This is a genomic window from Verrucomicrobiota bacterium, from assembly GCA_016871535.1.
In the GTDB taxonomy this organism is placed as follows: domain Bacteria; phylum Verrucomicrobiota; class Verrucomicrobiia; order Limisphaerales; family SIBE01; genus VHCZ01.
In genome coordinates, this window is the sequence record VHCZ01000173.1 from 1 (window position 1) to 13125 (window position 13125).

Genomic DNA, 13125 nt, shown 5'->3' on the forward strand with positions numbered 1-13125 from the left:
CGGTGCTTGGTGGAAGATTCCAAATGCGGAATCGATGCTTCAACTCAGAACCACGCGCGCCAACAATGACTGGGACCGATACTGGGCAAAATTGGCAAAAAACTGACCGACGGAAAAAGTCGCACCCTCTTTGCGGGTGCCCCCTTCATTTTTCGTGTAGTTCGTGTGTTTCGTGGGTCCAATCGCTCTTTTACGCTTGAGTCCCAGTCCGACGCGTCCCTTCCGACCGGCGAGGCGCCGGTCGGAACACGCGAGGGCGCGTGTGCTCCCCAGATGGCAGAAGAACGCCGTTCTCCGAGAAGGTGCTACGAATTCAGCCGGTGAAGGATTTGTTCAACGAATTCGTGCCAGAAACTCTCGAGGCGTCAGGATTTCGATTCCGAACGGTTTCCGCAGGGCCAGCAAATCGTTCATCCTTAAAACGGCTGTTGATTAGCCACAGAGAGCACAAAGAGCGCAGAGGAAACAAGAAACAAGTTGAACGATACGCGCCATCCACCCGCGGGGCGAATCGGTCTTTCACTATGAGAGCCTGTCAATCTTTGTGTTCTTTGTGCTCTCTGTGGTTGAACTGCTTTTTCCCTGTTTATCTGAGCTTCCGCTTGCCTGCTCGATAATCGGCGATCACGCGTTGAATCATCGTTCGCCGAAATGGACGAAGCAAGCCAACGCGCCACGCCCGCCACTGATTCCCCAGTGTCTCGGAAACGTGTCGGTCCGGGTCTTTAGACAATTTTTCCTGAGTCCAATAGCCAGGACTGACCCAGGACCCCTTCTTCCCGTTGAAAAAAGTGCGACAGGAGCGATTGTCAGAATATTCTGGAAACTATTGCTGAAGATTCCTATTCAATGATCAAATCCCTGGCCGAATCGCAGCTTCCATTCATAGAGAAGCTGATCAAGCAAAGTATCGCCGCGGCGGGCAATCGTGACTTGGCTCGCGCTCGGACAGAGCGGACAGGGGGGCCACGCATTAAAACGCTTGAGAGCCTCGCCAGGAAGGCTAAGCAAAAAGGTTGGACTTTCGAAGCTGCTCTGACCAAAGCGCAAGATCTGAGTCGGCGTCAGAAAGCACATCCAATCCGTTGATTTTCAAAATCACATCACCTTCCAAAATGTTTGCGTTGAAAGCCGGGGACCCTGCCATGACGACCCAGATGAAGGCTCCTGTGTTCCGCTCCAACTTCTGCCGGATTTCGGGTGGTAACGGCTGAGGCAACACTCCGAGGATGAGAGGCTTCTTTCTCCTGAAGAATCCTGCTTCATACTCATACCGATGGACGGTCAGCGGAATGACCTGGGTGCTGAAAGTCCCCGGTGTTGTGGTTGTAGAAGTGCCAAAATAATTCCCAGTCCCGTAAGCATAGCCACCACCTCCCCACGCAGTGGCATTGACTGTGCCCGAACTCGCCGTTGTGTAAGTTTGGCCAGGGTTATACTGAACCCAAGGAACGGCTGCCTGATGGCTTCCTAAGTATGCAGACCGCAATAGAACGAAGTCAGCCCCCACCTTCTTTGCTTGGGACATCAAGGCAACATCAGGTTGGGGCGGGCCTTGAAACGCTGATGTTCCGAGAAGAACGAAACCATTTCGATACAAGTCTTTCACGTCATTCGTAGGGTTCGATGCCACGAGAATCTCCGTGGTTCCCGAATACGGCGGCACATTCGTGATGCCCGTACCAATCATGTCTTGGTAGAATTGACCAAATCCATTGGAGGTCGTGACGCAGCCTGTCAGATTGATCAGCGCGCACACGGTGACCACCACACAGCGAACTGCGTTTAGTTGAGTTGGCTTCTCTTGCGTCGCACCTCGATACACCTTGGAGTGTTTCATGTAGGCTTCCCTTTGCTGAGCTTGGTGAGTTTAGTCTTGTTGTGCCGGGGCGCAATCGGAAAACTCTGGGAACTCTGGGAAAGGGTCCGGTCTTTGGACAGTTGTTCCTGAATTTGTTATATCCAATAATCGGGACTGCCCTCTCTTGTCGGTATCCAAGGCTTTTGGAGTTGATGTCGCGGATTCGCGTTGGTTTACGGCAACCACTCCGGGGTGGCCGGGAAACTGCGCCGGACCAGGCCAGGCCGCAGGGTGTCCATGCCCTCGGCCTGGTCGAGAATCCAGCCCTTCGCCGCGCCCACGTCGCGCATGGCCTGTTGGAGGACGCGGGCGGCGTGAGCTTTGTCACCGTGTCCCGCTTTGACTGCGACCGGGCCGCAAGTATTTGTGCCAGTTACTGGATCACATCTGCCTGGTTATTTTAGCAAGGCCGCAATGTCGCGGTAGCCGCTCAGGATGCGCACCACCTCAAGCGGTCGCGTGTTGGGATCGTAAACGACAAGGTAGGAATACACCGCCCAGAAGCGAACGGGTTTAGAGGTGAGATCGGGCCGCAAGTGGCCCAACTCGGGATGGCGGGCGAGCAGCGAAACGGCTTCCTGAATCTGCTGCTCAACGCGGTCGGCGGCATCCACGTTGTCGCGCGCGATGTATTCCCAGATTTCCATCAGGTCGAGGCGGGCCTCCGGAGAAAAGAAGGAATCAAGCCATGCTTGCCGGCCCGCCGTTGCCGGCTGCGCTCCAGAATCTGGGCATGCACCTGCTCGCCTGGAATTCTTTCGCCCCGCTTCAACTGGTCGAGACCGATCTGAATCTCCTCATCGAGCCTTCGGCGAAGAGCTTCGCGATCCTCGCGGAGTTCAAGCCATTCCAACAGCGCTTCAGCCTGGTTTTCGTCCAGGTGTTTTACCTTTTCAACGGCCAATTCAAGGCGACTCATGATGGGAAGCTATCAGTCGCAACATGGTTCTGCAATCCTTGCGGTGACTTGGTGACTTAATCTGCTAATGTCCGCGTCAAACGCAGGGCCTTGCCGCGATGGGATCGCGGCGGTCAGAGCGGAGCTTCCAATCTTGAAGTATCGTTTAGCCATCTTCGATTTCGACGGCACGTTGGCGGACACGCTGCCTTGGATGCGCAGTGTCTTTTGGAGATGAGATTCGTGATGCAGAGGCCGCAAGAGCGGCAGGAATTGCCTTCGGCGCGGTGACCTGGGGCCAACACAGTCCGGAGGCGTTGGGCGCGCAAAGTCCAGCGGAGATTTTTGTCACGGTCCCTGAGATTGCCGACAAGCTTGCCTGAACGGTATCCCACACCCAGGAACGACGCGATTGGCATGAACGACGATAACAGGGGCGCGGCTTGGATGAACTTGTGGCCTGCAGGAACTCCGTGATCGTCGGTCGTGCTTTTCTCGGAGAAGGGCGCGCCTCTCCGAATGAGGACGCGGCTTGTAGCGCAGATTTGTAATCGATTTGTAATCTGCCGTATCGCGGAATTGCATACCGCTTGGTGCCGACTCGTTCGAGCGCTCTGGAACCTGTTGGCGCGCCGCCGATAGCAAATCGGCGATACCTGATTTGCCCGTCATGCTATTCTCTCGGACGAACCACGCATGAGCGCAACTATCTCAAACACCGGAGCACCAGCCAACGTCCCCATCCCCCGCCAGATTCCCTTCATCATCGGCAACGAGGGGTGCGAGCGGTTCAGCTTCTATGGCATGCGCAACATCCTGACGGTGTTTCTCGTCACGTCGTTGCTGCGGTATCTGCCGGAGACGGACCGCGCCGGCGCGGCGAAGGACGTGTTTCACACGTTCGTGATCGGCGTGTACTTTTTTCCGCTGCTCGGCGGCTGGCTCGCGGACCGCTTTCTCGGCAAGTACCACACGATCTTTTGGCTGAGCCTGGTCTATTGCGCCGGGCATCTCTGCCTGGCGCTGTTCGAGTCGAACCGGACCGGTTTTTACACGGGTCTCTGCTTGATTGCGCTCGGCTCCGGCGGCATCAAACCGTGCGTCGCGGCCTTCGTGGGCGACCAGTTCGATCAAACCAACAAGCATCGCGCGAAGGTGGTATTCGACGCGTTCTACTGGATGATCAATTTCGGTTCGTTCTTTGCCTCGCTGCTTATGCCCGTTTTTCTGCGGCGATTCGGCGGCGCGATCGCGTTCGGCATCCCAGGCGCGCTCATGTTCCTGGCGACCCTGATTTTCTGGCTCGGCCGCAAGCGCTACGTTCTCGTGCCGCCGGCGCCGCCTGATCCGCATTCGTTCCTGCGCGTCGCCCGGACTGCGCTCGCGTCGGGACGCGCTGGAACCGTCCTCGCCGGCGTCGGGGTGGTGATTGCCCTCGCCGCGTTCGTCTTGGTGCCGTCGTTTGGTTTCGTGGTGTCGTTTTGCACCGCGCTGGTGGCGTTAATTGCTTTCGGGGGCGCGGGAGTCTGGCTGCAACTGGAAGGCGCCCGCGGCCAGCATCCGGACCAGGCCGTGGCGGGCGTGCGTTCGGTGTTGCGGGTGCTCGGGCTCTTCTTTCTCGTGACACCTTTCTGGTCGCTTTTTGACCAGAAGGCTTCGACGTGGGTTTTGCAGGCGGATGCGATGACCAAGCCCGATTGGTTCCAATCCTCGCAGATGCAGGCGCTCAATCCGCTGCTCGTGATGCTTTTGATTCCGTTCAACAACCTGGTGCTTTATCCAGCGCTCAAGCGTCTCAGCTTCGAGTTGACGGCGCTGCGGCGCATGACTGCGGGCATCGCCTTTGCCGGCCTGGCCTGGATCGTCGTTGGCGGGATGCAAGTGGCGCTCGACCGCAGTCATGCGTTCTCGATCCTCTGGCAGGTGCTGCCGTATGTCCTGTTGACGATGGGTGAAGTGCTGGTTTCGACGACGGGCCTAGAATTCGCCTACAGCCAGGCGCCGCCCGCGATGAAAGGCGCGCTAATGGCGTTCTGGAATCTCTCGGTAACCGTCGGCAACCTCTGGGTGCTGGTCGTGAATGCGGCGGTGAAGAATACGGCCGTCACCAATTTCATCGCTTCGACCGGATTCGGCGTCACGGCGTTCCAGATGTTTTTCTTCGCCGGCTTCGCCTTTGCCGCCGCGCTCGCCTTTGGCCTCGTCGCCCGGAACTACCGCGTCGCAGACTACTATCGGAGCAGGGACGGATGATTTGAATGACGCCGCTCGATTCGCCCCTGCAAAAAGGCACGCGGGTGGAGCGGGCCGTTTCCCTGGAAATCCCTGGAATGCGTCGTCGATTTTGCGCTTGGAGGAACGGCAATAAAGTGTAAACCGCCATCCCACACAAAGAACATCCTTATGCCACACTACATCGATGGATTCGTGATCCCGGTGCCGAAGAAAAAAATCGCCGCTTACCGACGCATCGCAGCCAAGGCCGGCAAAATCTGGCGCGAACTCGGCGCCCTGGAATACAAAGAATGCGTGGGGGATGACCTTCGGGCGGAATGGGCCATGCCCTTTTCCAAAGGCATCAAAACCAAGCCGGGCGAGACCGTTGTCTTCTCGTACATCGTTTATAAATCGCGCGCCCATCGCGACGCCGTCAACGCCAGGGTGATGAAGGACCCGCGCATCGCGAACATGTGCGACCCGAAGGACATGCCTTTCGATTGCAGGCGCATGCTCTACGGTGGCTTCAAGGCCATTGTGGAGGCTTGATCTCAATCCGGATGTGTTTGGATCCGGCCAGGCGACGGTGGCACAAGAGTATCTGGACCGTCCCGCCCTTTGGGAACTCGGTCAAGTCCTGGGGCAACCCCAAAACCGAGTTGGTTAGCGAACAGTTGGAGTGAGACTCATGAAAAACAGCCTGCTCGCAGCCGCCGTCGTGGCTCTCTCCATTGTCCTGCTGGGTCTAATCCTGATGTCGCGGCCAGCACCGGACCCGAAGAATCTCGATTACTGGAGCAAAGCCGCCAGCGGCAAAGATTGGTTTGCGGCGGCGGCACAGGGCAACGCGGAGGCGCAGTTCTTTCTGGGCCTGACTTCGATTCGCGCCAACCTGATCAAAATGGTCGATCGAGTTCCCGGAGCCTACAGGATTCCGATCCTGGGCAAGCGCTGCTTCGAGAAGTTTTCCTCGCTCCAATCAACCCACCAGCAGTTTTGAGAGAGGCGCGGTTTTCTTCAACGGGCTGACCAGCGCCAGGCTAAACCGCTCCGGTCGAAAGAAATCACGGGCGGCGGCGCGCACTTCGTTCGCGGTCACGGTTGAGAGTCGCTGCTTGATTTCGGCGGGCGACAGGATCTTGCCGTCACCCAGGAATTGCTCGGCCAGCCACATCATCTGGTTTTCCGTGTTTTCCAGGCTCAGATCGATCTGGCCGATGACGTAATCGCGCGCGCGCCGGAATTCAGCGGCGGGGGCCGCGGCGGAGGACAGACGCTTCATTTCCCGGACGGTCAATCGCAGCGCTTCCCCGACTTTCTCCGTGTCCAGCCCCGCCGAGATTGTCAGCGTGCCGACATCGTCGAAGCAACTGATGGAACTGCCGATGGAGTAAGCCAGGCCGCGTTCCTCGCGAAGAATTTGCCAGAGGCGCGAACTCATGTTCTCGCCCAGAATCGTGCTCAAGAGCCGCAACGCAAAGCGGCGCTCGTCATGCCGGGAACACGCGCGAATGCCCAGCGCAATCTGCGTTTGCTCCACCGCTTTCGTGAACAGACAGACGCGCGGAGCGGTCTGGGCATGCGTGACTGGGGCGAAGCGAGGGCGCGCCCCCTGCAGGAATCCGCGCGCAAACCGGTGGACGGATTTCACAAACTTGTCGTGGCTCAAGTTTCCGGCGGCCGCCACCACGGCGCGATTGCTAACGTAGGTTTGGCGGAGGTAACGGAGAATATCCGCCCGTCTCATGGCATCCAGGGTTTCGTTCGTCCCGGTCAGGGAACGGCCCAGCGGGTGATCCGGCCAGAGGGTTTCGTTGAGCAATTCCTGGACGTGGTGCTGCGGTTGGTCCAGGTACATGGCCAGTTCCTCTTTGATGACGCTGCGCTCCTTGTCGATTTCGACCGGATCAAAGGTGGAATTGAGGAACATGTCCATGAGCACGTCGAGCAAGTCGCGAAATCGGTCGTGACGCGCTTTGGCGTAGAAACAGGTGCTCTCTTCGGTGGTGAAACCGTTCAGGTATCCGCCGACGCCCTCGATATCCTGGGAGATTTGTTTTGCCGTGCGCCGGCGTGTTCCTTTGAAGAGCATGTGCTCGATAAAATGGGAAACGCCGGAAAGGGGAGCGGGTTCGTAGCGTCCTCCCACGCCAACCCAGATGCCAATGCTCACGCTGGCCATGTGAGGCATTTCTGCCGTGATGACCGTCAAGCCGTTTTGATGTCGCGACATCCGATACATACCGGTGAATCAAAGCTTGTCTGAGAAATGTCAGCCGACCTGGTGTCTGAAGTCTGTTTAGCGTGGGTAGCGCGGGCAACCCGCCCGCCTCGTCCGGCGACTCGCCGAACGAAACGGAAGCTCGCTCCCGAGTAAACGGGGAGCGAATTCTCCCTCGAACACAACCGCCATTCTGTCGGTCGGGTCGCCCGACAGCACAGGCGAGCCGCCTGTGCTACCCGCGCTAAACACGTACGGTGTCTGATAGCGCCGGGGCACGCGTTCCCATCGTTCAACCGGCAGGCTGGAAGCTCGCCGTTACGCTTTCAAGCAAAGGCTATGGGGACACTTTCGGGCGGTCCCACTCGCCTTAAGTAGTCCTGAATGACACTAATCGCCTCTTCGGTATCGTCGGTCAACGTGCAGAGATCCAAATCCTGAGGGCTGATGTAGCCATTCTTCTGCACCGTTCCTTTGATCCATTTGAGGAGGCCGCTCCAGTAGCGCCGTCCGTAAAGAATGACCGGGAAACGGGAGATACGCTGGGTTTGAATCAGCGTGAGAATCTCGAAGAATTCGTCGAGCGTTCCGAATCCTCCCGGCATGAAGACGAAGCCGACGCTGTATTTCACGAAACAAACTTTGCGCGAGAAGAAATAGTGGAAATTGATCGGCACGTTGGCATAGCGATTGGGCTTTTGCTCGAAGGGCAGTTCGATATTGAGGCCGACCGATTTTCCCTTGCCTTCACTGGCCCCGCGATTGGCGGCTTCCATGATGCCGGGGCCGCCTCCTGTGATCACCGCCACGCCCTGTTTGGCCAGTTCCTTTCCGAGAGTGACCGCTTTTTGGTAGTAGGGGTCGCTCGTCCGAATCCGGGCGGAGCCAAAGATTGTAACGGCGGGTCCGACTTGAGAGAGGGTCTCGAAAGAATCCACGAACTCGGCCATAATGCGGAAAATTCGCCACGGATCTTCGCGGATAAACCCAGGAGGGATGTTGTTGTGCATGGGCGGACAATAGGCGCGGCCATTCCTTCCGACAAGACAAGACGCGTCGCGAGGCCGTTGGTAGGGAGGCAGAAAGAAACAAGCCGGAGATTGCTCCCCGGCTTGTTCTGTTCCCAGGCGCCTCCTTTAAATCTATGAGCAGCCTAAGCTGTCCCCACAATTAAGGCATTTATAGCAAGCTCCGTTCCGAACCGCGACGTGCCCGCAGCTTGGACACGTCGGCGCATCCTGCTGGAAGTGAGCGATCGTGTCCGACAGGCCTGCAGCTTCGCGATGGCCATTGGAAATTCCGTGGTGCGCTTTGCCGTGGCTGCCGTTTCCGTTTCCGTTAGAGGTTCCTCCACGCGAAACGAACGCGCCGCTGGCGTCCGTTTCCTCCGACAGCGGCAACTCTGGGACGGGCCGGTTCACTCGCTTTTTGACTTCCTCGATCAACCCCGGCATGGCGAGTTCGGGTTGATTGCGGTTGGGAGCGTTTGTTTCGCCATAACCCGGAATGAATTGCACGGCCATCCAGCGGAAGACGTAATCGATAATCGACGTGGCGCTGCGAATCTGAGGGTTCTTGGTGAAACCGGAAGGCTCGAATCGTTGGTGGGCAAATTTCCTGACCAACGTCTCCAGCGGCACACCATACTGCAGCGCCATGCTGGTCAAAGTGCCAATGCAGTCCATCAAGCCGCCAATGGTCGATCCTTCCTTGGCCATCGTGATGAACAGCTCGCCGGGCTGGCCGTCGTCGAACAAGCCAACCGTCAGGTAACCTTCGTGTCCGGCGATATCGAATTTATGAGTCATCGCCTTGCGGGTTTCCGGAAGCCGGCGCCGCAAAGGCTGGCCGACTTGGGAACGCCACCTGATTACCTCCGCCTCAAGTTCATGAATCCGAGCCTGAGTTAACGCGAGTTCGTCGATCTGGGTTTCTCCTTCAGTGGTCTTCTTGGTGTTGAGCGGCTGCGAGCGTTTGGAGCCATCGCGATAGATGGCGACGCACTTCAGCCCCATCTTCCAGGCCTGAATGTAAGCATCGGCGATGTCTGCAACGGTGCATTCATTCGGCAAATTGACGGTCTTGGAAATGGCTCCGCTGATGAAGGGTTGAGCCGCGCCCATCATTTTCAAGTGGGCCATGTAATGGATGCTGCGCTTGCCGCGATAGGGCTTGAACGCGCAATCAAAGACCGCCAGGTGCTCCGCTTTAAGCCCGCTCCGAATCGTTTGGCCGTTCTCCTCGACGTCCTCGATAGTGTCGAATTTCTCGACGTGTGCGACCATGCCCGCGATTTGTTCCTCGCCATAGCCCAGTCGCGCCAATGCCTCCGGGACCATCCGATTGACGATCTTGAGCATGCCGCCGCCGGCCAGGAGTTTGTATTTGACCAGAGCGATGTCCGGTTCCACACCCGTCGTGTCGCAGTCCATCAGGAAAGCGATGGTGCCGGTGGGGGCCAACACGGTGACCTGGGCATTGCGGAAGCCGAATTCTTTTCCCATTTCCAGCGCGCGATTCCAGGATTGCCGCGCCTCGTCCTTCAAATAATTGAACTCCTCACTCGGCTGGATGGACTCGACAGCGTCGCGGTGCTGCTGAATGACCCCCAGCATCGAATCAACGTTGTCCTTGGACAGAGGTTTGTCGATCCCGGCGCAACGCGCGTCGTGATAGCCCTGGAAAGCGCCCATGGTCGCGGCCATCGCGGCGGACTGCTCGTAAGCGTGCCCAGTGAGAATAGCGGTGATTGCGCCGGCCAGAGCGCGGGCTTCATCGGAGTCGTACGGCAAACCATAGCTCATGATGAGCGATCCCAGGTTGGCGTAGCCCAGGCCAAGCGTGCGGAAAACATGCGAATTCTCGGCGATGTCTTTGGTGGGATAACTCGCGTTGTCCACGAGAATTTCCTGCGCGGTGATAAAAATCCGGACGGCGGCCTTGAATCGTTCGACGTCGAACTTTCCGTCGGCCCGCTTGAATTTCATCAGGTTCAAAGAGGCCAGATTGCAGGCCGTGTTGTTCAAAAAGACGTATTCGGAGCAGGGGTTGGTGGAATGGATCGGCTCGGTGCCTTTGCACGTATGCCACTTCTGGATCGCGCCATCATACTGCATGCCCGGATCCCCGCAGGTCCAGGTGCCCGCGGCGATTTTGTTCAGGAGCGTTCGGGCGTCCTTTTTGTCGAGAGGCTTGCCGGTTGTGACGGCGCGGGTCCACCATTCTTTGGCTTCGAGGGCCGCGTGCATGAACTCATCGCTGGCGCGCACGGAAAGGTTTTCATTCTGGTACATGACGCCGCCGTAGGCGTCTCCATTGTAGGAGCCGCTGTACCCTTGCTCAATGAGCGCCCAGGCCTTCTTTTCCTCCTTCATCTTGGCTTCGATGAATTCCTCGATGTCGCCGTGCCAATCATGGAGGGTATTCATCTTGGCTGCGCGCCGGGTTTTGCCGCCCGATTTGACGACGTTGGCGATCTGGTCATAGACCTTCAAAAAGGAGAGCGGGCCGCTCGGCCTTCCGCCGCCGCTGAGCTTTTCTTTGCTGGAGCGAATCGGCGAGAGGTCGGTGCCGGTGCCGGAGCCGTACTTGAAGAGCATCGCCTCGCTGTAGGCCAGCCGCATGATGTCTTCCATGTTGTCGGCAACGGATTGGATGAAGCACGCGCTGGCTTGCGGGTATTCGTACTGGGTGCGAGCGCGTTCCGCCTTGGCCTTGCGGCGGTCGTAAAACCAGTTGCCCCGGGCCGAATTGCTTCCCACGCCATACTGGTGATAGAGTCCCACGTTGAACCAAACGGGGGAATTGAACGCGCCATATTGATTCAAGCACAGCCAGGTCAGTTCGTCGCAAAACACTTCGCCTTCGGCCTTGCTGAAATAGCCGTCCTTGGCGCCCCAGTCCGCGATGGTGCGGCAGACGCGGTGGATCAATTGGCGAACTGAAGTCTCGCGCTCCGGAGTGTTCTGTTCGCCGTAGAAATACTTCGAAACAACGACCTTGGTCGCCAGGATTGACCAGGACTTAGGCACTTCGACATTGTCCTGCTTGAAAATGACCTTGTCTGCGTCATCCGTAATCTCCGCGTTGCGCTTTTCCCATTCGATTTGGTCGAAGGGCTTAACCTTTGGGTCGCTGAAAATCCGTTCGGTCCTGATCGAACTTCGGCCGGGGTGGCGCCGAGCGGACGCCCTGGAACGTTCACGTTCGCGACGGGGCGTGCCCATGCGGCCACGGCGATTCTGGGTCGGAGCGGAGGGCAGGATTGGATCACGTGCGTCAATCATGGTTCAAATAATCAGGGTTTGGTTTTTTCCTGTTCGTGCAATTTCGGCCGGGTTTGCACTTGAAAAAGAGATCTAGCAACACTACTAAATTGATTCATCTTCCGACGACAAACAACCTTGCCCGCCGCCGACCAGCCTACCTATTAGTAGAGGGTAGAGTGAAGACTAAACACAACTTATTGTGTAGTCAACGGAATTTTTGATAAAGGCAAGCATCCGACGTAACTCATTGCCTTATTGGATGTATCAATGGAATGGGAGGAGGATAAGCTTCCAGTCCGGCGTCCCAAGAATTCAACTCCGAACAAGAATCCGAGATTTGGTGGAACGAATCATTCTACCGATGGTCGCGGAGCACAAGGCCCGGCCAGCTTTCAAGAGCTTAGACACTTTCTCCAAGTTTCGTGGAGGAACCGCCAGGAGAAGCCCTCCGCTGGTCTGCGCGTCGGCGAGCAAAAACTTCTGCGCGTCCGAAGCGCTGTCCCATTCCACAAAACGGTTCGCAAACGCCAGGTTGTCGCGGCTGCCGCCAGGGATACAGTTTTTCGCGATGAGCGAATGAACTTCGGCGCTCACGAGCGGAACTTGATCCGCTTGGATGACCGCACCGACGCCGCTGGCTTTGCACATGGATGTCAGATGGCCGAGCAGACCAAAGCCGGTCACGTCAACCCCGCCGCGGACCAGCCCGGCTTCAGCCAAATCCGCGCCGACCGCGTTCAGTTGAGCCATGACCTTGACAGCCTTTCTTGCGAGCGACGGACTGGTGAGGCCTCGCTTGATCCCAGTCGTGACGATGCCGATGCCGAGTGGTTTGGTAAGCACGAGCAGATCGTCGGGGCGCGCGCCAGCGTTGGTGATCATCCGGCGAGGCGAGACCAGGCCGGTCACCGAGAGGCCATAGACCGGTTCTGGGTTGCGAATCGTGTGGCCGCCCACCAGCACGCATCGGGCTTCCTTTACTTTGGTTGCGCCTCCGCGAAGAATTGCATTGATAATTCGCGGCGGCACAACATCGGTTGGAATGCCCATCAAATTCATCGCGGTGAGCGGACGTCCGCCCATGGCATAGACATCGGAAATCGCGTTCGCTGCCGCGATCTGACCATAGACGAAAGGGTCGTCCACGATGGGCGTGAAGAAGTCCACCGTTTGCACGAGGGCGCGATCCCGGTCGATCCGGTAAACACCGGCGTCGTCAGCGGTAGCGGTGCCGACGAGCAGGTTCGGATCGCGCAACATGGGGAGCTGACGCAAGACTTGCGTCAGAGCCTCCTGGCTGAGCTTGGAAGCTCAGCCGGCGCAGGACGACAGCGAAGTCAGTTTCAGGATTTGCTCGCGGGACAAGGCGGACACCTCCTCTCCGTAAAGTAAGGCTGGCTAGAATCGCGGTTCACGAGTGGTCTTGTAAGGGATTCCTTCAAAGAGAACAATCAATCCTTCGTTTCCCACACGTGGGACGGCGAAATCCCATGCGCGAACAATCCGCGGCTGAACATGGATCGCAGCGGGTCGCTTAGTGGTCCGTTTCGTAAATACGCTCACGTTCGTTGCGCCCAATTTGGCCTGGGGCAAGGCGCGACGAGCGAGCATCCCCCGCCAGTGGGGCTGTGACCGAGGAGCAACGCAGCCCCAGGCAAAA

The 13125-nt window shown here is 57.8% G+C and carries 10 protein-coding genes and 1 pseudogene; 5 read left to right on the forward strand and 6 right to left on the reverse strand.

Annotated elements, in window-relative coordinates; translation table 11 throughout:
- Positions 1-1003 precede the first annotated feature (1003 nt).
- Positions 1004-1840, reverse strand: a complete 837-nt coding sequence (locus FJ398_19265) for a PDZ domain-containing protein (protein MBM3840061.1) — start codon at positions 1838-1840, stop codon at positions 1004-1006.
- A gap of 416 nt (positions 1841-2256) precedes the next feature.
- Complete coding sequence (locus FJ398_19270; protein MBM3840062.1) at positions 2257-2508, reverse strand: type II toxin-antitoxin system RelE/ParE family toxin; 252 nt, start codon at positions 2506-2508, stop codon at positions 2257-2259.
- Between the two features lie 41 nt (positions 2509-2549).
- Here FJ398_19270 and FJ398_19275 point away from each other — a divergent pair, with 41 nt between their 5' ends.
- The 5 genes and pseudogenes from FJ398_19275 to FJ398_19295 all read left to right on the forward strand — a co-directional run bounded on the left by FJ398_19275 (position 2550) and on the right by FJ398_19295 (position 5976).
- Positions 2550-2840, forward strand: coding sequence for a hypothetical protein (locus FJ398_19275; protein ID MBM3840063.1), 291 nt, complete (start codon positions 2550-2552; stop codon positions 2838-2840).
- A 149-nt stretch (positions 2841-2989) separates the two neighbouring features.
- A pseudogene (locus FJ398_19280) lies at positions 2990-3142 on the forward strand (HAD family hydrolase).
- Positions 3143-3455: 313 nt separating this feature from the next.
- Positions 3456-5012: a POT family MFS transporter gene (locus FJ398_19285; protein ID MBM3840064.1), complete on the forward strand. Its 1557-nt coding sequence runs from the start codon at positions 3456-3458 to the stop codon at positions 5010-5012.
- 150 nt (positions 5013-5162) lie between these two features.
- Positions 5163-5525 (forward strand): DUF1428 domain-containing protein, encoded by a 363-nt coding sequence (locus tag FJ398_19290; protein ID MBM3840065.1) that lies wholly within the window; start codon positions 5163-5165, stop codon positions 5523-5525.
- 139 nt (positions 5526-5664) lie between these two features.
- Positions 5665-5976, forward strand: coding sequence for a hypothetical protein (locus tag FJ398_19295; protein MBM3840066.1), 312 nt, complete (start codon positions 5665-5667; stop codon positions 5974-5976).
- On the opposite strand, the gene FJ398_19300 is transcribed toward FJ398_19295, so the two are convergent.
- The 4 genes from FJ398_19300 to selD all read right to left on the reverse strand — a co-directional run bounded on the left by FJ398_19300 (position 5956) and on the right by selD (position 12806).
- Entirely contained in the window at positions 5956-7218 is a 1263-nt protein-coding gene (locus tag FJ398_19300) for an insulinase family protein (protein MBM3840067.1), read from the reverse strand. The two genes, FJ398_19295 and FJ398_19300, sit on opposite strands and share 21 nt — an antisense overlap.
- Positions 7219-7523: 305 nt before the next feature.
- Positions 7524-8207 carry a TIGR00730 family Rossman fold protein gene (locus FJ398_19305; protein MBM3840068.1) on the reverse strand — a complete coding sequence of 228 codons (684 nt, stop codon included), beginning with the start codon at positions 8205-8207 and terminating at the stop codon, positions 7524-7526.
- Positions 8208-8339: 132 nt separating this feature from the next.
- Positions 8340-11483, reverse strand: a complete 3144-nt coding sequence (locus tag FJ398_19310) for a vitamin B12-dependent ribonucleotide reductase (protein ID MBM3840069.1) — start codon at positions 11481-11483, stop codon at positions 8340-8342.
- A 294-nt stretch (positions 11484-11777) separates the two neighbouring features.
- On the reverse strand, positions 11778-12806 hold the full coding sequence (gene selD, locus FJ398_19315) for a selenide, water dikinase SelD (protein ID MBM3840070.1): 1029 nt from the start codon (positions 12804-12806) through the stop codon (positions 11778-11780).
- Positions 12807-13125: the final 319 nt, after the last annotated feature.

Bases quoted from the DNA above. Each gene is read 5' to 3' on its own strand.
- FJ398_19265 (MBM3840061.1), bottom strand. From the start codon at position 1,840: ATGAAACACTCCAAGGTGTATCGAGGTGCGACGCAAGAGAAGCCAACT.
- FJ398_19270 (MBM3840062.1), bottom strand. From the start codon at position 2,508: ATGGAAATCTGGGAATACATCGCGCGCGACAACGTGGATGCCGCCGAC.
- FJ398_19275 (MBM3840063.1), top strand. From the start codon at position 2,550: ATGCTTGCCGGCCCGCCGTTGCCGGCTGCGCTCCAGAATCTGGGCATG.
- FJ398_19285 (MBM3840064.1), top strand. From the start codon at position 3,456: ATGAGCGCAACTATCTCAAACACCGGAGCACCAGCCAACGTCCCCATC.
- FJ398_19290 (MBM3840065.1), top strand. From the start codon at position 5,163: ATGCCACACTACATCGATGGATTCGTGATCCCGGTGCCGAAGAAAAAA.
- FJ398_19295 (MBM3840066.1), top strand. From the start codon at position 5,665: ATGAAAAACAGCCTGCTCGCAGCCGCCGTCGTGGCTCTCTCCATTGTC.
- FJ398_19300 (MBM3840067.1), bottom strand. From the start codon at position 7,218: ATGTATCGGATGTCGCGACATCAAAACGGCTTGACGGTCATCACGGCA.
- FJ398_19305 (MBM3840068.1), bottom strand. From the start codon at position 8,207: ATGCACAACAACATCCCTCCTGGGTTTATCCGCGAAGATCCGTGGCGA.
- FJ398_19310 (MBM3840069.1), bottom strand. From the start codon at position 11,483: ATGATTGACGCACGTGATCCAATCCTGCCCTCCGCTCCGACCCAGAAT.